The sequence below is a fragment of the Ruegeria sp. I1 genome (assembly GCF_056532675.1).
In genome coordinates this window covers 79,685-99,433 of sequence record NZ_JBQFNM010000003.1, presented here as the reverse complement: position 1 = coordinate 99,433, position 19,749 = coordinate 79,685, and the positions used below count along the sequence as shown (strand labels likewise).

16 protein-coding genes are annotated in these 19,749 nt (G+C 55.6%); 15 read left to right on the top strand and 1 reads right to left on the bottom strand.

The features are described 5' to 3' along the window. The first annotated feature begins 279 nt into the window (after positions 1–279). The 13 genes from ACR0DH_RS07115 (at position 280) to ACR0DH_RS07055 (ending at position 15,635) form a co-directional block, all read left to right on the top strand. Positions 280–1,485, top strand: a complete 1,206-nt coding sequence (locus ACR0DH_RS07115) for a polysaccharide biosynthesis/export family protein (protein ID WP_480544050.1) — start codon at positions 280–282, stop codon at positions 1,483–1,485. Positions 1,486–1,539: 54 nt separating this feature from the next. Continuing rightward, positions 1,540–2,397, top strand: coding sequence for a sulfotransferase family protein (locus ACR0DH_RS07110; protein ID WP_480547980.1), 858 nt, complete (start codon positions 1,540–1,542; stop codon positions 2,395–2,397). Between the two features lie 472 nt (positions 2,398–2,869). Then, entirely contained in the window at positions 2,870–4,981 is a 2,112-nt protein-coding gene (locus ACR0DH_RS07105) for a polysaccharide biosynthesis protein (RefSeq protein ID WP_480547979.1), read from the top strand. An 89-nt stretch (positions 4,982–5,070) separates the two neighbouring features. Beyond that, complete coding sequence (locus ACR0DH_RS07100; RefSeq protein WP_480544053.1) at positions 5,071–5,493, top strand: GtrA family protein; 423 nt, start codon at positions 5,071–5,073, stop codon at positions 5,491–5,493. Then, positions 5,490–7,121, top strand: a complete 1,632-nt coding sequence (locus ACR0DH_RS07095; RefSeq protein ID WP_480547978.1) for a hypothetical protein — start codon at positions 5,490–5,492, stop codon at positions 7,119–7,121. Before ACR0DH_RS07100 ends, ACR0DH_RS07095 begins: the two co-directional genes overlap by 4 nt. A gap of 102 nt (positions 7,122–7,223) precedes the next feature. Then, on the top strand, positions 7,224–8,030 hold the full coding sequence (gene rfbF / locus ACR0DH_RS07090; protein ID WP_480547977.1) for a glucose-1-phosphate cytidylyltransferase: 807 nt from the start codon (positions 7,224–7,226) through the stop codon (positions 8,028–8,030). Positions 8,031–8,037: 7 nt separating this feature from the next. Beyond that, on the top strand, positions 8,038–9,165 hold the full coding sequence (rfbG, locus tag ACR0DH_RS07085) for a CDP-glucose 4,6-dehydratase (protein WP_480547976.1): 1,128 nt from the start codon (positions 8,038–8,040) through the stop codon (positions 9,163–9,165). Between the two features lie 27 nt (positions 9,166–9,192). Further along, positions 9,193–10,407, top strand: a complete 1,215-nt coding sequence (locus ACR0DH_RS07080) for a DegT/DnrJ/EryC1/StrS family aminotransferase (RefSeq protein ID WP_480547975.1) — start codon at positions 9,193–9,195, stop codon at positions 10,405–10,407. Continuing rightward, entirely contained in the window at positions 10,407–11,303 is an 897-nt protein-coding gene (locus ACR0DH_RS07075; RefSeq protein WP_480547974.1) for a class I SAM-dependent methyltransferase, read from the top strand. Before ACR0DH_RS07080 ends, ACR0DH_RS07075 begins: the two co-directional genes overlap by 1 nt. 2 nt (positions 11,304–11,305) lie before the next feature. Then, positions 11,306–12,262 carry an NAD-dependent epimerase/dehydratase family protein gene (locus ACR0DH_RS07070; RefSeq protein ID WP_480547973.1) on the top strand — a complete coding sequence of 319 codons (957 nt, stop codon included), beginning with the start codon at positions 11,306–11,308 and terminating at the stop codon, positions 12,260–12,262. Then, on the top strand, positions 12,259–13,260 hold the full coding sequence (locus tag ACR0DH_RS07065) for a glycosyltransferase family 2 protein (RefSeq protein WP_480544060.1): 1,002 nt from the start codon (positions 12,259–12,261) through the stop codon (positions 13,258–13,260). Before ACR0DH_RS07070 ends, ACR0DH_RS07065 begins: the two co-directional genes overlap by 4 nt. 6 nt (positions 13,261–13,266) lie before the next feature. Then, a complete protein-coding gene (locus ACR0DH_RS07060; RefSeq protein WP_480547972.1) occupies positions 13,267–14,325 on the top strand; it encodes a glycosyltransferase family 4 protein in 1,059 nt (352 codons plus the stop codon). 128 nt (positions 14,326–14,453) lie between these two features. Then, positions 14,454–15,635 (top strand): glycosyltransferase family 4 protein, encoded by a 1,182-nt coding sequence (locus ACR0DH_RS07055; RefSeq protein ID WP_480547971.1) that lies wholly within the window; start codon positions 14,454–14,456, stop codon positions 15,633–15,635. Between the two features lie 256 nt (positions 15,636–15,891). Here the strand turns inward: ACR0DH_RS07055 and ACR0DH_RS07050 are convergent, their stop codons facing one another. Next, on the bottom strand, positions 15,892–16,602 hold the full coding sequence (locus ACR0DH_RS07050; RefSeq protein WP_480547970.1) for a sulfotransferase: 711 nt from the start codon (positions 16,600–16,602) through the stop codon (positions 15,892–15,894). 584 nt (positions 16,603–17,186) lie between these two features. On the opposite strand from ACR0DH_RS07050, the gene ACR0DH_RS07045 reads away from it, so the two are divergent. Together ACR0DH_RS07045 and ACR0DH_RS07040 are read left to right on the top strand one after the other, a co-directional pair. Next, complete coding sequence (locus ACR0DH_RS07045; protein ID WP_480547969.1) at positions 17,187–18,494, top strand: lipopolysaccharide biosynthesis protein; 1,308 nt, start codon at positions 17,187–17,189, stop codon at positions 18,492–18,494. A gap of 76 nt (positions 18,495–18,570) precedes the next feature. Continuing rightward, positions 18,571–19,731 carry a glycosyltransferase family 4 protein gene (locus ACR0DH_RS07040; RefSeq protein WP_480547968.1) on the top strand — a complete coding sequence of 387 codons (1,161 nt, stop codon included), beginning with the start codon at positions 18,571–18,573 and terminating at the stop codon, positions 19,729–19,731. Positions 19,732–19,749 lie beyond the last annotated feature (18 nt).

Genomic DNA, 19,749 nt, shown 5'->3' with positions numbered 1-19,749 from the left:
ACATCGCAGCTGGTTTCGTCAACGGTTTGGCTGCTAGTGGAGCATTGTTTCGGATTTGGGGCGAGGAATAGGATTGCCGCAACGATGGGCCGTTTCTCTTGTCACGCAATACAGGAGTGCTTAGCTTGATTGCGCGGGCTTGTGCAGGTTTGAACCGGGCCCGAAGATTTTTTGACGTACAGCTAATAAAGCTTGCGTTTCTTGTGTATCGAAGATCACAGAACCACCAGTTTGGTTTGTAGTACAGATCGTAGAGTTAGTGAGTTGGGAGACAGAGGTTTGAAAACCTGTTTCAAAGTGATGTTGGTGATGTTCACTCTGGCGGCAAGCGCCGTTTGGGCCGAGGGATATCGCCTGCTGCCGCAGGATCGGCTGTCTTTGAAAGCGATGCGCTGGGATGCGGATTCAACAACTTACCTAAGCTGGACAGGTGTAACCGGCGAATACACCATCACCGGTGACGGTGATCTGATGATTCCACTTGTCGGCCAGGTCGAAGCAGAGGGTCACACCCCGGCTGAGCTGGCAGCGGCGCTAGAGCTGAAATTCCGCCGCCAAATCGGCATGGTCGAACCACCGCGCATCGCGCTGGAGGTGATTGGCCATCTGCCGGTTTATGTGCTGGGCGACGTGAATTCCCCGGGCGCCTACGATTTCCACGTGGGTATGACAGCACAGCAGATTCTAGCGCTGGCCGGAGGGCCTATCCGCCCACCGATTCAACTGGCAACCGGCAATGACATTCAGGTGCTGCGCATGGGTGGCGAGATTCGCCTGTTGGCCACGCAGATTGATGAGCTGGAACAACAGCGCCAGCGGCTGATCGCGGATCTGACCGTTCTGGAAAGCGATGACAAAGGCGCTGATCTGGCAAACGCGCCCGAAGGGCTGGAAGGCGAAATCCTTGAGGCAACATTGGCCGCACGTGAAGGGCAGGGTGAACGGATCAGGGACCTGCAAGCCCTTCTTAAAGAACAAATCGAAAGCCTGACACAGCAGCTTGAATTGCGCGACACGCAGATCGCTAACGTCTCGAAAGAGCTGGAGAATCTCAACTCTCTTAGGGAAAAGGGGCTGACTGCGTCGAACCGAGTTACCGCGATGACCAATGCGCTGAACGACCTGGAGTCGAAGCGTCTGGATCAGGAGGTTGCGTTGCTGGTCGCGCGGCAGGACCTCAACCGTGCGCAGCGAGATGAGTTACAACTGGATGACACGGCGCGTTCAGATGCATTGGTGAAACTGAATGAGGTTGAAAGCCAACTCGCGTCGCTGAAGACCCGGTTGCAAACCGCGTCGACCCTGCATGGTGAACTGGCTGCCGCCGGGTATCTGAGCGAGGATGACATCGCCAGCGAGACAACCATTGAGTTTATTGTTACCCGTGGGGGTAATACGCAAACGCAGCGTGTAAAGGGAACCGATCCGGTGCAACCGGGGGATACAATCGAGGTTGTCAGGAAAACGGTTATTACGTCGAATTGAGTATAGAAACTAAGTGGGCCTCGGTCCCAGGGAATTTAGTTAACGAGTTTCATCATGACATTGCCCGCTGACAGACCGGTCGATTTTCTGATCATAGGTGCTGCGAAATGTGCGACCACGTGGTTGCAGCATTCGCTGACACAAACCCCGGCTATCTATATGCCAGGGCCCGAGCTGCATTTCTTTTCAAGAGAATACGACAAAGGATTGGCTTGGTATCGGGATCAGTTCGATGGATGTGAACAGGCGCCGCTGATCGGCGAGAAGTCGAATTCTTATCTGACAGTGCCCGAGGCCGCGCAGCGCATTCGGGATTTCGCTCCGAATGCGCGGCTGATCCTGCAAATGCGTGATCCGGTGCAGCGCGCATATTCGGATTATTGCATGCTGTTCCGTCGTGGAGAGGTTACGGACCGTATCGAAGACTATCTGAATCCCGCGTATGCGGCGGACCAACGATTCCTGTCCGATGGGCGTTATGCGCATCATTTGGCACGGTTCTATGATCTGTTCCCGGCCGAGCAAATCCTATTGCTGGCCTATGAGGATATTCGCCGCAATCCAATTGGGAACCTGGAAAAGGTACGCGCGCATCTTAATTTGACCGGCAAGCTGGAAGCGCCGGTTAAGAAAAAGGTAAAGGACAAGAATGCTGCTATGGTGCCTTTGCCGTTGCGCAAGATCCTTGGACCGGTTCGTTCTGTCATTGATCCTGTTCGTCACACCTGGCCGGTTCGGTCTTTGCGCAATGCGGTTGCCCGTCAGGTACAGTATCCGCCGCTGTCAGAAGATCTGTCGCGCCGCCTTGCTGAGTTCTATAGCGAGGACATGACCAAGATCGACGAGATTGAACCCGGAATCACTGAGGCCTGGGGCAGTGCCAAACCGCTTGAAATGGCTCGAATCAATTGAGCTTTGTTATGTGCCATAAGTCACACTACGTTTCCGGTCTGGAAACAAAGACGCCAATTCGTGGGGCGCGTCTTGTCCGATCAGATGTTTACAAAAAGTTCTCAAACAGACCGAATGCTGTGCGAACATTGGGAAATAGGGCATTTCTTTGGTCAAACGATGCCGGAAACGTGAAAAAAGCGTTTTGCTCTGGTGTTGGCTATGTTAGATTTTAATCATATTGAAACCTTAGTGGCCATGTTGGCTGCTGAATATTGTAGTTTGGTTCGTACGAGTGAGAAAGGGTTGTGGCAAAGGGTCTGATGATTTTCAAACCTGAGCCGGTCTAGGGGGACCTTACAAAAATAATCGAACTTGCCGGCAAGTGGTTTCTGCTGGCGTGTGAGTGCGGCTTTGACGGCTGATCGGCTGTTTTCGATCTGTCCTGCTGGGTCGGGTAGTAGTGGGCAATTTATACGCCGGAGTACTGAGTATGTATGAGCGTGAGTTGGTTAAGCTCAAGAATGGATCTGTTAAAGATACTGCGATCGAACCCGATCTGAAATTGGGCGACATCGGATCCACATTGAAGCAAAAACTTATTGAGCTGAGCGCAAACCGTCGCTTGGTGATTGGTGATGTTGTAGCCTCGGCCATTTCCGTTGTGATGGCTGTGGTGTTGGCCAACGGGGGCACGTTGCCTGCGGCAGCGTCTGCGGCACTGATTCCTTTGGTATTGATGTCCTGCCTGATCGCGTTGGCGATCCTGCCGATGTCAGGCATTTATAAGCGTCACACCCGGTCCACGTCGCTACGTGATGTGGCACTGATCGTGCGCGCGTCGTTCTTCTGTGTTGCAACGCTGGCCCTGTTTGGCATGGCGGCTGCAGTCACATCCCAAGTTCCGCTTGCAGTCTATGTCATTCAATTCTTCCTGATCGTGCCTGCACTGGGCAGCCTGCGCATCATTGCCCGCAGCACCGAGTTCAAGCGCAAGGTTCAGGGCTGCACCGCAAGTGACAATGGCAAAATCCCGGTGATCCTTGTTGGCACCGGTGCCAGCAGTGACCTGTTTGTTCGTTCGCTGCGCAACACGGAATCAAAATATGAACCCGTTGGCATCATTGATGACGCCCGCAACACGCAAGGCCTGTACTTTCACGACGTAAAGATCATCGGCTCGCTGCTGGATGCAGACGCCGTGATCGAGCGGCTGAAGTTTGATGACAACTTGCCTCAGCGTATTCTATTGACTGAGCCGGTTACCCATTTCGAAAGCGATGGTATCCGCAAACTGACCCGTTGGGCCGAAGCCAACAGCATTCCTGTGTCGCGCTTGACCGGTTTGGAAGAGTTGGGCACCGAAAGCAACGGTATCCGGACCGTGAACCCCGAAGACATCTTGGATCGCCCACAAAAGGCGGTCGAGCGTTCTATGCTGCGCGAGATGTTTAAGGATCGCCGTGTTCTGATCACCGGTGCTGGCGGATCGATCGGCAGCGAACTGACCCGTCAGATCGCCTCGTTCGAGCCGGCGGAAATCGTCATGATCGAAAACACGGAATACAATGCTTACTCGATCGACATGGACCTGAGCCAGAACTTCCCCGAAGTTTCGCGCCGCATCTATGTTGCCGATATTCGAAGCGCTGACCGTGTGAACAAGATCTTCGAACGTCACCGTCCCGAGTTGGTCTTCAACGCGGCTGCATTGAAGCACGTACCGATGGTCGAGCTGAATCCGTGCGAAGGTGTTCTGACCAACGTGATCGGTACGCGTAACGTCGCCGATGCTGCGCGCAACGTAGGTGCCATTGCGATGGTGCAGGTTTCGACCGATAAGGCCGTGAACAGCACCAGCGTCATGGGCGCAACCAAGCGTGTTGCGGAATTCTACGCTCAGGCGCAGGATCGTGTAACCAACGGCACTGATGAGGCCACGCGCTTCTTCTCGGTCCGGTTTGGTAACGTTCTGGGCTCGTCGGGTTCGCTGATCCCACTGTTCCAGCGCCAGATTTCGGAAGGCGGCCCGCTGACGGTCACTGACCCGAAGATGGAACGCTATTTCATGACCATTCGTGAGGCCGTGCAGTTGACGCTGGTTGCGGCAGCCAAAGGTCTGAACCTGGAAAACAGCCACGGCGAAATCTTTGTTCTGGACATGGGTCGCCCGGTGAAAATCGTTGATTTGGCCGAGCGTATGATCCGTCTGGCGGGGTTGGTTCCTTACAAGGACATCGACATCAAGTTCATCGGTATTCGCAAAGGCGAAAAGCTGTATGAGGAGCTGTTTGATGTGACCGAAGAGCATCGCGAAAGCGGCATCCCGGGTGTGGCTTCAGCGATCCCCGAAGGTGTCTCGGTTGCGCGTCTGCGTGCTATGATACTCAAGCTGGAACAGGCTGCACTGGATGGCGATGATCTGGGCGTTAAAAAGCTGCTGAAAGAGCTGGTGCCAGGTTATGGCGTCAACGGTCTGCGTCCGATCGAAACCAAGGATCTGATCAAACCCCGGACCAAGTCGAAGATCACCGCGATCCCGACCGAGAAGATGGTCGGTGCCTTTGCAAACTCCGATGCTTTGGAAACCGTCGGTGGCCGCTAAAGCTATTGTTTGAAGTTATTGTTGTGTCGGCTTTGACCCAAGCCGTGTGTGTTACGAGTAAATAAGGGCTCTTACGAGCGTTTCATAAGATGTCAGAACTGAGTCAATCTGGCGTGATCACTCCCACCCAGCACGGGTGGGACCGGATCCTGCGGTTTATCGGGGCCGGTGTGATCAACACGCTGTTTGGATATGCCGTATTTTCGATACTGGTCTGGTTTGGCGCTCACCCTCAGGTGGCGCTTGCCATCCAGTTCATCGTCGGGGTTCTTTGGAACTTTCAGGTCCATGGTCGTTTCGTGTTCTACGTACAGGGCTATGGGCGGCTGCCGCACTACGCGCTGTCCTATGTCATCGTCTACGCGTTTAACGCCGTGCTGCTGTGGGCTTTGCTACAGCTCGGCTTTGATGCTTATCTGGCGCAGGGCATTGCGCTGGGGCCGACTGTTGTTTTGTCATATGGTCTGATCTCACGTGCTTTGCGTGCTAACCCGCAGAAAGATGAGCAATGACCCATTCCGCTGACCCAGGCCTGAGCGTGGATTCGGACATCCATACAACGGTGCGCTCTGGTGGTAGCCTGTTGATGCGGGTTGTAACGATTGGCGTTTTGGTTGTCCTGTTTGCGGCGCTCTACGGACGTATCATGGGGTATGGCCTGCGTCGGGACGAACTGATGTTCGTGCCCCCAGCTGAACTTTTGGGTTATTGGAGCCTTTACAGCGATTTCTTCTATAACCATGTTCCCAATTCTGCTTGGTATTACAGGGGGTTCTACCTGCTGTTCGGGGGCGAGGGCCTTCTGGCCTCGGCCCGTTTCGGACAGTTTTTTGCCTGGTTGTTACTGGCCTCGGGCATCGGCTGGGCGACCTGGCGGATTTCCGGCTCACGCCTTCTGGCGGTATTCTTTGTTGTGACGCTTGTGGTCAACGAAACGCTGCAGGCTCAGGCGGGGATGGCCGCAAGCAACAACTTGTTGCCCTTGCCCTTTGCCGCTTGGGGGCTGGGCCTGTTTATTGTCCAGACACTCAGGGATCGCCCCGGCTTCCTTTGGCTGGTGCTGTCCGGTCTCTGCCTGTCGATTGCAGCGGGTATGAAGGTCAGTGCTGCGATGTTCATCCCACCGGTTGCAATCGCCGCGTTCCTGCTGCCTTGGCATCTGCCGTTAGCAGCTCGTCTACGCAGGGTCGTTCTGCCGGTGCTGATCGGCGGTTTGATCGGGGCCATTCCCTTGTTCTGGTATCTGGCCTCTGACCCTTCGGATTTTCTGGCGCATATACTGAAATTTCACACCGGCCCGCATGTGGCCTATTGGCAAGCCAACGCCGCGTCCGAGCCTGGGCTGGCCATGGGGATCGGTGGCAAGGTCCTGCTGGCCTATGCAACCTGGTTCGGGGGTGCGGCTTTGGTTGGACTGATGGCCGTATTCTTCGTTGCCGCACTGGCTGGCGCCAATGCTGTGCGTCTGGGGCATGGAACAGGTCAGATCATACTGGTTCTGGCCCTGCTGGGCATAACGGCGCTGTTCAGCTTTGTGCCGACACCCGGTTTTCCTCAATATTATATCCTGCCGCTGATTGCTGTTCCCCTTTTAGGGGCTTTAGTCTATCGCATTGTTCCCGCTGAAAAACGTACGGCTATTGCACCTCTCTGTGCGGCGGGTTTCGCATTGATGGTACTGCTGGGAGCACCGAGATTGGCACCGGGGCTGTTGAATCTTGCGAAGCCAGACAGCTTTACGGCCGCCCGCATCGCAAAAGGCGCTCAAGCCTTGCAGGACGTGGTCGCAGACAGTGAGATCCCGGACGGTCCGGTCGCGACGCTGATGCCGCTTTATCCACTGGAAGCCCACCTGCCGGTCTATGCTGAACTGGCCACTGGCCCCTTCGCTTATCGTATCGCGCCCTACACAGACCCCGAACTGGCGCAGCACTATGTCATGGCTGGAGCAGATGATCTGATCGCCCTGTTTGATTCCAATCCGCCCTCCGCTTTCCTTTTGGGATATGATTCCACACTTGAGGCACCATTGTTGCGATATGCGCAAACAAATGGCTACGCCGCGGTGCCAAAAGACGGGTTAAATAACCGTTACGGAAAAGGTGTGATATACTCCAAGCGCGCGGGAGTGGCAGATTGAACGCATGCACCACCCACCCCGCCCGAGCAACAATGGGCAATCCGCCTTAACCCCGACGTAACATTGAAATTTAGTTAAAGGTATTTTGAGGGAGTAGCACAGATGAAAACAGTACTTCTGGCAGGAGGATTGGGATCGCGTTTGGCCGAAGAAACGGTCGCGATTCCTAAGCCAATGGTTGAGGTTGGAGGCCGCCCAATTATCGCGCGCGTCATGGATATTTACAGCCATTTCGGCCACCGTGATTTTGTTGTTGCCGCAGGGTACAAAGCCCTTCTGTTGAAACAGTTTTTTGCCAATTATCACCTGATCGCAAACAACATTTCGGTTGCTTTGGATACAGGTGAGCTGAAACTGGTGCCGTCGGCACCGGGGGGTTGGAATGTGTCGGTTGTTGACACCGGCGCGCACACCATGACCAGCGGGCGTATTCGTCGCCTGAAAGAATGGCTGGACCCCGGTGAGACATTCATGTGCACCTATTCGGACGGTCTGGGTAATATCGATATCAACGCCTTGATTGACTTCCACAAATCTCACGGGAAGCTGGCAACCGTCACAGCAGTGCAGCCGCCTGCGCGGTTCGGCAACATCGAACTTAAAGGTGACCGGGTGGATGCGTTCACCGAAAAAGTGCGCCGCCGCGAGACCTGGATCAATGGCGGGTATTTTGTGTTCGAACCGGGTGTGATGGACTACATGGTCGACGACAATGAGCCGCTGGAACAGTCGCCTCTGTCGCAAATGGCCCGGGACGGAGAGCTTATGGCGTATCGTCATGATGGGTTCTGGCATCCGATGGACACGATCCGTGATCGCAACGCGCTGAACGCGCTCAGCGAAGAGGAAACGCCACCCTGGATGCAGTTCGGCGATCAATCTTCAGCCGAATACCCGGTTGCAATCTGAGGGCAAAATGACTGCACATCAGCATCAGATGTTCGGCGGCCAGTTCAATGGCCGCCGTGTCCTTGTGACCGGCCATAGCGGGTTCAAGGGCGGCTGGATGTCGTTGTGGCTGCAGCGATTGGGCGCGCAGGTGACGGGATTGTCGCTGCCGCCCGAGCCCGGCCCATGCTTCTATGACAGCTGCGATCTGGCTCAGGCCACCGACAGCCGGTTTGCCGATATTCGCGAGCCTGATGCTCTGTCCAGCACGCTGGACGGGGTCGATGCCGAGGTCCTGTTCCACATGGCGGCACAACCGCTGGTGCGCAAATCCTATCGGGAACCGGCAGATACCTTTGCCACCAACGTGCAGGGCACGGCCAATGTGCTGGAGCTTGCGCGCAAGATGCCGTCGCTTAAGGCAGTGATCGTGATCACCAGCGACAAATGCTATGATAATCGCGAGTGGGTCTGGGGCTATCGTGAAAACGACCCGCTGGGCGGCAAGGATCCCTATAGCGCTTCCAAGGCCGCAACCGAGCTTGTTGCCCAGTCCTATGCGCATTCCTTCTTTTCCGATCCGAGCGGCCCGCAACTGGCGACCGTGCGAGCCGGGAACGTGTTTGGTGGCGGTGATTGGGGCGAGGATCGCCTGGTCCCCGATATCATTCGCGCCTGGGCCAACGGCGAGCCAGTTGTCATCCGCAACCCCGCCAGCGTGCGCCCGTGGCAGCATGTTCTGGAGCCTGTTTCAGGCTATCTGCGCGTCGCCGAAAAGATGCTGACAGACGGTGCGCCCTATGCCGGGGCGTGGAATTTCGGCCCGGATGTCTCAAGCACCGTAGATGTGCGCCAGTTGGCTGACATGATCCAGCGCGCCTGGGGTGATGGAGCACCTATGTTCAGCTTCCCCGATCAGATCACCGATGCGCCGCACGAGGCCGGTATCCTGCGACTGGACAGCACCAAGGCTCAAACGCGCCTGAACTGGCGTCCTCAGTTGACGCTACAAGGGGCCATCAACCTGACCGCAGATTGGTACAAAGCCCATGCTGCGGGGAAGAACATGGCACAGGTCACCGCGACACAGATCGAATACTTCGAAACCCTGACAACATCTGAAACACATGACGCGACCCCAGTCGCCGCACAGTAAACTGCGTATTTTTGAGGAGTGCCTTTTATGAGAGTGAACTACGGGCAAACCGTCCATGGCCAGGAAGAGATCGACGCCGTTGTCGAGGTTCTGAAAACATCGACCCAAATGGGCCCCAAGGTGCGCGAGATGCAGGCTAAGGTTGCCAAGCTTTTTGCCAAGAACCACGGCATCATGACAAACTCGGGCTCGTCCGCAAATTATCTGGCGGTTGAGATTCTGGACCTGCCGGAAGGCAGTGAAGTCATTACGCCCGCCCTGACATTTGCGACGACCGTGGCGCCGTTGGTGCGCAAGGGTCTGATCCCGGCATTCGTGGATGCCGCAGTGGGCACCTACAACATCGATGTGGATCAGATCGAACGGATGATCACGCCGAACACGTCGGCCATGATGATCCCATCGCTGATCGGCAACCTGCCGGACTGGCGCAAAATCCGCGAGTTGGCGGATGCGCATGGACTGAAAGTGATCGAAGACAGTGCCGATACGTTGGACGCGCAGATGGATGGCGCCAGCACAGGCGTGTATTCCGACGTCTCGACCACCAGCTTCTATGGCAGCCACGTGATCAACGGGGCCGGCAATGGCGGAATGCTGTGTGTCAATGATGACGAACTGGCGCGCAAGGCGCTGCTGATGCGGTCTTGGGGGCGTAGCTCATCCCTGTTTGTTGAATCTGAGGCGATTGAGAACCGGTTCAACGTGCAGCTGGACGGCATTGATTATGATGCCAAGTTCCTGTTCGAAGCTCTGGGCTTTAATCTTGAGCCATCGGAAATCAGCGCCGCATTTGGCTTGGTGCAGTTGGGTAAATTGGACAACAATATCCGTCTGCGTGAAGAAGCGTTTGCTGCACATCTGGAATTCTTCAAGCAATATGAAGAATGGTTCATCCTGCCCAATCAACTGCCGGGGTCGCGTACAGGCTGGCTGTCCTTCCCGGTTACGATCCGCGATGGCGCGCCCTTTACCCGGCGCGAGATGCAGATCTTCCTGGAAACCGCCGATATCCAGACCCGCCCGGTCTTCACCGGAAACATTCTGCGGCAACCAGCCATGAAAGGTGTTGAATACCGCACCGATCCTGCGGGTTACGCGGTCTCAGACGAAGTGATGCGCGGGGGTGTTCTGCTTGCCTGTCACCATGGTTTGACGCAAGCGCATATCGACTACATGCATGAAAAGCTGACAGAATTCCTGCAGCCTCATGTTGCCGGGCTCTCGCGGGAGGCGTCCTGATGCCACTAGCCCCGACCGAGGCGATCCGGGATCTGATCCGGGATGATTTCAAACAGGGCACCGGCCCTTGCGTTGTCAATGGCGCGGTGCCGGTCTTTGTGAACTATGAAACCTCGGTCATCGAGCCCCCCAAGCCCACGGATATCGAAGTGGAATCGCAGATTCACCGGCGCAGCTATCGCGGGCCGGTGAAGCTGTTGAAACGGCTGGCGTCACCTATCAAACAGGTGACATTGCGCAATGTGGATCGGTTTTTATCCGAGATTAAGGCGCTGAATCCAAACCCGCGCGTTTTGATCGTGGGGGGTGGCAGTGTCGGGCAGGGGATGGGGAAGCTCTACGAAGACCCCAGTGTTCAGATCTTTGCCTTCGACATCTACCAGTCGCCGAACATCCAGTTCGTTGCCGATGCCCATGACATCCCGATGCAGGATGACGTATTTGATGGCGTGATCGTTCAGGCTGTTTTGGAACATGTGCTGGACCCCCGCCAGGTCGCGGCCGAGATTCATCGCGTGCTCAAGCCTGGTGGGTTGATCTATGCGGAAACCCCGTTTCTGCAGCAGGTCCATGAAGGGGCCTATGACTTTACCCGCTTCACCGAAAGCGGCCACCGCTATCTGTTCCGCGCATTCGATCGGATCGACTCGGGTGCCAGCGCGGGGCCCGGTGTGCAGTTTATGTGGTCCGTCGATTATCTGTTCCGCGGCCTGTTCCGGTCACGTACGGCGGGCAAGATTGCCAAGCTTTGTGTCTTCTGGGCGCAATATCTGGATCGCTTGATCCCTGAACCCTATCGTGTTGACGGGGCCAGTGGCGTGTTTTTCCTTGGGCGTAAGTCCGATGCGATCCTGCAACCGAAAGAGGCGGTCTCGCATTACCGAGGCGCACAGTAGTCATGATGCGTGTGCTCATCACCGGCGCAAACGGCTTTATCGGTTCGCATCTGGTGCGGGCCTGCGTTGCTCGTGGGGATGAGGTGACCACATTGGTCCGCCCGGGATCAGGCATTGATCGGTTGGCTGATGTGGCTGCGAATATCCATTTGGCTCGGGTAGCGTTGACCGACACTGCCGCAGTCGCGCGAGCGTTTCACGAGGCCCAGCCAGATCTGGTGTTTCACGCGGCTGCAAAAACCCGCATTCCGAATACTCCGGATCTGAGTGATGCGTCCGCTAGCCTGAGGGAAAATGTCGACAGCATTCTGTCAGTTTTGAGTGCTGCAGCGGAATGTGAATCACCCCCGGGTGCATTTGTACGTTTGGGCACGATTGCAGAATATGGGGACAACCCGGTTCCCTATCTCGAAACACAGTGTGAAAAGCCTCGTGACAGCTATGGCACTTCGATGCTGACCGGCACAAAATATCTTGAGATGTTGCAGCCCCGCCTGCCATTCCCGGCAGTGACGGCGCGCTTGTCCCTGACTTATGGCCCAGGTCAAACCGGGCAGCAGCTGGTGCCTTACCTGATTGAAAGCTTGCTAACCAACAAACCAGCCCAGATCGGCCGCCCCGACGATGCGCGCGATTTGCTCTATGTCGATGACGCCGTGCGTGGGTTGTTGATGCTGGGGTCTGACCCGAAGGCCGCCGGCCCGGTCGTCAATATCAGTACAGGTGTGGCGACAAAGGTACGGGATGTGGCCAAGATGGTGCAGGGCCTCTCGAACGCGCCTAAGGATTTGCTACAGTTTGGTTCTCCCACTGGTGCGCCAATCGATTTGATCAACCATCCCGGTCTGATGCAATCCAGCTATGACTGGGGGCCCGAAACCAATGTGCAGGATGGGCTGAAGCAGACGGTCGAATGGGCTATGCGCGCGCAGGCGACACTGACAGGATCGGTTTCATGACACTCGTTTCTATACTTATCCCGGCCTATAACGAAGAAGACAACGTGCGGACGGCCTATGACCGAGTCATTCAGGTGTTTGACGGGCTCGACGGGTATGAGCCCGAGATCATCTTTACCGACAACCATTCGGAAGATCGTACATTCGAGATCCTGTCCGAGATCGCCAAAGAGGACCCGCGCGTTCGTGTCATCCGATTTGCGCGAAACATGGGGTATCAGGCGTCGGTCCTGACCGCCTATCGCTCGGCCAACGGAGCTTGTGCGGTGCAGCTGGACTGTGACATGCAGGATCCGCCCGAGTTGATCCCGCAGATGCTGGACCTTTGGCGGCAGGGCAATCACGTGGTTTACGGCATTCGCCGCAGCCTGCCGGATGGCCCATTGGTGGCCTGGGCCCGGCGCGCCTTTTATGCGTTGATCGACATGATCAGCGATGATGATCTACCGCGCAATGCGGGTGAGTTTCGCCTGACCGACCGCCGCATTCTGGATGAGCTACGCCGGGTCGATGACCGCTCACCCTATGTCCGGGGTCTGATCAGCGGCATGGGTTTTAATCAGGTCGGATTTGAATATGATCGCGTGGCGCGTACCGCCGGAGAATCCAAATTTCCGTTCCGAGCGATGCTGTCCTTGGCCGTTGATGGGTTGATCAACCACTCGTTGTTGCCCCTGCGGCTGGCGTCGATGATCAGCCTGACGGTCGGTCTTTCGATGTTCCTGCTGATGGTGGGTTATCTGATTGCCAAGCTGGTTTTTGGTGCCGAATGGCCAGCTGGTTTTGCGACCACCACGATCTTGCTGCTGTTATCGATGACGTTGAACGCCATGTTCCTGGGTATTTTGGGGGAATACATCGGTCGTATCTTCCTGCAATCCAAAGATCTGAATCGCCCTATTGTCGAACATGAACTCAACAGACCCGGACCCAGCGATCAGCCTCTGACACAGCCCCTGCGCGAGACCGAAGAACCGCGCAAGAAGATGTCAGGATAACACCGCGTGAAGATCCTAATCATTCAGGGTGGTTTCGGCGCCGGCGGAGCGGAGAAGATCGTATCCATTTTGGCCGCGCATCGTGCTGAGCGTGGGGATGAGGTTCACGTGGCTGGGCTGACCATGCCACCAGGTGGTTCGTATTTCCCGTTTCCCGACGAGGTTACGCTTCACGTCGCACAAGCGGGTGGCGGGCAATTGGATCGGTTGCGCCACATCCGATCAGTGGTCCAACAGGTTGCCCCAGATGTCATCATTAGCTTCCTGACCAAGATCAACGTGCTGACCTTGATTGCAACGCTGGATCGTGCGACCCCGGTAATCATATCCGAACGAAACAACCCGCGCGCGCAGACCGCCAATCCGGTCTGGCGTCATGCTCAGAACCTGCTGGCGCGGCGGGCCCGCGCGGTTGTAATGCAAACACAGCGCGCCAGCGAGGATTTGCCCCGCGCGATACAGCGCAAGGCGCGGATTATCGCAAACCCTTGCGCATTGCCCACCGGCGCGCGCGAACATCTTGGCACAGGATCGTCAAATCTTGTCGCGGTGGGGCGTCTGGATCACCAAAAAGGATTTGATCTGCTACTTGATGCCATGCCGCAAATCCTGGCGGGCAATCCCGGTGCAAGACTGACCATCTATGGCGAAGGCCCCGCGCGCAAAGCGCTGGAGGCGCAGCGGGATAGGCTGCAGCTTGGAGATGTCGTCTCAATGCCAGGCTCCAGTGCTGCGCCGGGTGAATGGATGGACAATGCCGACATTCTGGTTTTCTCATCGCGTTATGAAGGGTTCCCCAATGTGCTGGCCGAAGCCACAGTCACGGGCTTGCCGCTAGTTTCGTTCGATTGCCCATATGGCCCGCGCGAGTTGATACGGCCCGAGGAAAACGGATTGCTGGTTCCGCCCGAGGATGTGGATGGTCTGGCGCAAGCCGTTTTGCGCCTGTCCTCATCGCCTGAGCTGTTGAAGAAGATGCGCGATGCGGATTTGGAAAGCAGGGTCTGGTTGGCCCCCGACAACATCCTTGCAGAGTGGGACGAAACAATTGACGATGTGGCCTAAGGCCAATTCTGCGCACTGACACAGCGAAGGTTTCTCCGGGTGAGTTATTTCAGCACCAAATCAACCAAGACCAGCCTGATCGTCACATTGGCGGATCGGAGTGTGCCGTGTTGCAAACTGTGAATACAATGACAGCTGAACAAGACGCTCCGATGCGCAAGATCGCGGTTGTGGCCAATCTGACCTCGTCGCTGATCAATTTTCGCTATGATCTGCTGCGCGAGTTGTCGATGCGCGCCGAAGTGATCGCCTGCGGCCCGGAACGTCACGCGCCCAGTGAAGAAGCGTTGCACGAGATCGGAGTGAAATTCGTACATTTCCCGCTGGCACGAACCGGGATGAACCCGATAGCTGATCTGAAAACGCTGCGCAGCTTGCGCCAGATCTTTGCCGATTTCGCGCCAGATACCGTTTTTGCCTATACCATGAAGCCGATCATCTATGGCTGTCTGGCCGCGCGCCTGGCTGGGGTTCCGCAGAAATACGCGATGTGCACAGGCTTGGGCTATGTGTTCAACGCGCAGAACACCAGCTTGAAACGTCGTGCCGTCCGTGCCTTGTCTGCCAATATGTACCGACTGTCCTTACGGGGTGTGGATGAGCTGTTGGTCTATAACACCGTTGACGAGCAGGAGTTCAAAGATCGTCGCATGGTCGGGCAGGGCACACGGCTGAGCGTTGTGCCAGGGTCGGGCGTCAATCTTGATAAATACGCGGCATCTGATCCACCAGATGGCCCGCCAGTCTTTCTTATGATTTCGCGCCTGCTGAAGGAAAAGGGCGTTTTTGACTACGTCGAAGCTGCCCGGCTTTTGAAACGCGACTATCCGCAGGCGCGGTTCCAGTTGCTGGGCCCTAAGGATGCCAATCCGGATTCTGTTGGGCAGAAAGAAATCGATCAATGGGAACGGGAAGGCGTGATCGAATATCTGGGCGAAACAGATGACGTCAGACCTTACCTGCGCAATTGTTCGGTCTTTGTGCTGCCATCGGCCTATCGCGAAGGAATACCACGCACGATCCTCGAAGCGATGTCGACAGGGCGTGCGGTTGTAACAACAAACGCGCCTGGATGTGCCGACCCGGTGATTGAAGCCGAGACCGGTTTTGTGGTTCCGATGCGTGATCCGCAATCGTTGAGCCAAGCCATGGCACGTTTTTTGAAAAGCCCCGAGTTGATTCCGCAGATGGGGCAGGCCTCCCGCAGCCGGGCTGAGGCCGTTTTTGATGTCCGGCGTATCAACACCATTCTGCTGCGCAAAATGGGTCTGCTGCGACCGGATCAACAGCTTTACTCATCTTCCGAGTGAACATCTGACCTGCGCGTAAAGTCATACGGAGTGCTGTAAATAGTTGACTATTTACAGCATGATAATCGGTTTTTTTGGGGAAAATCATCAAACCTACGGGATTCCCCTAATATCCGCGGCCCACAAGCTTTGGTAAGTTAGGTTCAACCTGAGATAAATACCGGTGGCGCCTTCGGGCACTATCACTCACTCGAAAAAATGACCAGCATTTGGGGTGCTGGTCATTTGCTTTATCAGGGGTTGGATAGGGTTAGGTCTACTGGCGATCGGGCATCTGATACCCGTATTGGCCAAGGCCCAGCCCTGTCAGTTCTTGCAAAGCAGCGTTGGACTCGGCGAAGGCCCCATCAAACTGTTCAGCAGCATATTTGGCCGTGCGCCGTTCGATCATAGTATCCAGAGCGGTTGGGAAAATCCGGCTGAGTGGGCCACTGAGCTTGCCGAATCTACGGGATGCGTTCGGCAAAGGAACGAATGCTCCGGCGCTGAGCTGGTTTCGGCTAAGCGTCCGATTAACCACCCGCTGAAGCACCTGAAAGCTTTGCGATCGTTTGGTGTTGGTACGGTCGAACTGCTGTTTTGGGGCTTCAACACCCAATCCGCCGCAAAGCTGCGCAACAAACGCGTCTGAATCCCGGACGAACTGTTCATATGTCAGCCCATGCACACGGTCTTCTCCGAACAGCGTTTGATAGTATTTGAACAGGCGATGGTAGTGATAGAATTCCGGGCTGAACATGGGCACGCGGCGCATCATTGGTTCGACCTGAGCGATGTATCGTTTGAACGATTTATGCCCGCCATCGGTGATGTACTGGCTGTACATCGACAGGATGCTGGAGAGTTGTTCGCGGAAGACGATCAGCACATGCGCATCCGGGAATGTCTTCTTCAGGCGTTCAGCGATCATCGGGCTGTCGAATCCGCCGGTCGCCGGATAGCCAGAAAATCGTTCGTGCGAGAACACGGCGACTTTTCCTGATCCGTGGGCAGTATCCAGAAAATCAGCGTATTGTTCACGAACCGCGTCAGGATCAAATGTTAAAGGTTGCGGTAATACGAATCTATTCGACAAGACATATTTTGGCTCACCCGGCGGGGTGGTAAATGGCCCATCAGCTGCCGAAAACAACTGCTTTTGCAATGCAGATGTCGCGGTCTTGTGGTACCCAATGTGTATGAGAACTTTTGCTTGTTCCATATGGTGTTAATCAATACCCAAATTCAAATCGCAACCAAACGCGTTCGCACCAAAAAGGCAAGTCTTCACGACTTTTCCCCTCTGCATTCACCGGCCCCTATTGTAAGCTCTCTTTGTGGAAAACAGGATTCCAAAAACAGGACTGGATTTCGTTATCAAACTTCGCTTTTGTAAAAGGATACAAGTCCAAAAAACAAAATGATAGAACAAGTAACAGTTTGGAATCGCCAAAATTTGAAATTTAATGAGTGATGAAAGGTATTTGACCTGAGACGAGTGCCAAGGTTGTTTTGCACCATGTTAAGTTCAGGTGCCCGGGGCAACACCCGGAAGGAACATCCATCAAGACCATGATCCGTTTTGACGCCAAATCCCTGATCGGGCGGCTTGCAAAGAACATGTCCTGGTTGTTCTTGTCCCAGATACTCATCGCGGTGTTTGGGCTGCTGACTCTGATCATCACCGCGCGTGCGGTCGGCCCTGCTGCAGTGGGGATTTTGGCTTTGGTTGATGCTTATGTGCAGGTTCTTGACCGGCTGTGTCGGCTGGAACCGTGGCAGGCCGTGATCAAGTACGGCAGCGACGCGCTGACCGAGGAGGATACAAACCGCTTTGCGCATCTGATCAAACTGTCGGTTGTCATAGATATTCTGGGAGGCCTTCTGGCAGGCGCAATCGCCATCTTGCTTGCACCGTTTCTCGCCCCGCTGATCGGCCTGCCCGAAGACGCCGGTTCAACCTATATCGTTCTTGTAGCCTTGGGATTGTTCCTGTCGCTGCGGCCGACCGGTATTGCAGTGTTGCGCGTTCATGACCGGTTTGATCTGCTGGCGGTGTCAGACATGGTGGTCGCCGGTTTGCGCCTTGTGGGTACGATCATTGTGTTCCTGCTGGATCTGGGACTTTGGGCGTTTCTGGCACTGATGCTGATGCATCAAGTTTTGACTGGCCTTGTTGCCTTCTGCCTTGCGCTGCGCGAACTGAAACGGCGGGGGGTACAGAGCTTTATGCGGTTGAGCCTCAGAACTGCGCTAAAGCAGAACCCCCGGTTCCTGCGGTTTTTGTGGAATTCGAACTTCAACGTGGTGCTGCGGCAATCAACCCAACGGCTTGACGTGCTTGTCGTGGGGGCGCTGCTGGATGTTACCTCGGTTGGTTTCTATCAAGTCGGCAAACGTATCATGACGAATATCGTGCGTATCGGCGGCCCGATCCGACAGGTCCTGTACCCTGAGATGACGCGGCTATGGTCTGCTGAGGAGTTCACCAAGTTTTGGAAACTTGTGCGCTATGTCTCGCTGGTGATGTTGAGCGTGTCGCTGGTGATTTCGATCCCGCTGGCGTGGAAAATGTCTGATCTCGCGGTCTTGCTGTTCGGGGCCGAATTTGCGGGCGCTGCTCCGGTTATGACAATTCTGATGTTTGCGGCGGTGATCTATCTGGGCGGGTTGTCATTAAATCCAACCATGCTGAGCATGGGGCTGGATCGGGCATTGGTGCGGACAACAATGGTGGCGACCGGCATATTTGCGCTGTCGTTCATACCGTTGCTTTATGTCTTGGGGATCGAGGGTGTCGCCCTCTCCCATGTGGTTTTCAACATCGTCTGGACGACGGGATGCATCTTTGCCATCCGGTCACATCTGGCGCGGCAGTAGGGGATCGCCAACACATTAAGAAACCACGTTCGAAGACCCCGCATTTACCAGTGATCTAAGATTAACGAGAAGACAAATGACCAAACGAATCTTGTTTCCTTTTGAAGGGGACACCGTCATCGGTGGCAGCCATGTCTCGGCCATGAAGCTGGCCGCAGGCTTGGACCGATCAAAATACGAACCTTATGTTATTGTGCACTATCAGGATGGTCTGGCGGGGGAGTACGCCAAATCACTGGGGCTGGACTATGAGGTGCTTAAACAGCCTGCTCTAATGTCACCCGGGCAGATCAAATATGACGGGGATTGCGGGCCCGTGAAGTATTTGATGTCCAGCGTCCCGGGGTTCATCTCGGTTCTGAAGCGGATCAAACCGGATATCGTCCATACGAACGAAGGTCGGATGCATTCAAACTGGGCGCTGCCGACGAAACTGTCCGGTCGTAAGCATATCTGGCATCACCGGCAGGACCCGACCGCTTTTGGGATCAACAAGCTGGCCCCGGTCCTGTCGGACCATATCATCAGCGTTTCTCATTTTTCGAAACCCAGCAAGCCGGTACGGTCGGTGGATAAGAAGTTCACCGTGATCCGCAGCCCGTTCGATTTTAATCCCAACCCGCCCGATCCCGCGCAAGCACGGCAGGACGTGTTGGCCGAACTGAACCTCCCGTCCGAGGCGCTATTGCTGGGGTATTTCGGAAATTACGTTCCGCGCAAACGCCCTGATCATTTTGTCAAAGCGGTCGCTGCAATTCAAAAGGCCATGCCCGATGTGCCGGTGCACGGCCTGCTGTTTGGCAGCGTCGGCGAGCGGGGCGGTGAACTGGAGAAAACCTGTAAAGACCTGGCATCCGAGGCTTGGATGGATAGCCAGATTCACTTCATGGGCTTCCGCCAGCCGATCGACGGTTACATGGCCGCGATGGACGCCAATCTGGTCACCGCATTGGATGAACCCTTTGGACGCACATTGATTGAAACCATGTATCTAGGCACCCCTGTGGTGGCCACGCGGCACGGCGGCAACGTCGAGGCGATTGTGGAGGGCGAGAACGGGTTTCTTGTTGATCCCTTCGACGCCGAGGCGTTTGTCGAACCTGTTAAACAGATGCACAGTGACACAGCGTTTAAGGAGCGGATCATCGACGCCGGTCAGCGCTATGCCAGAGAGAATTTCGGGATGGCCATTCACATTGACGGGGTGTGCAAGATCTATAACCAGCTTCTGGGCTGAACCTGCACTGCACCCAAA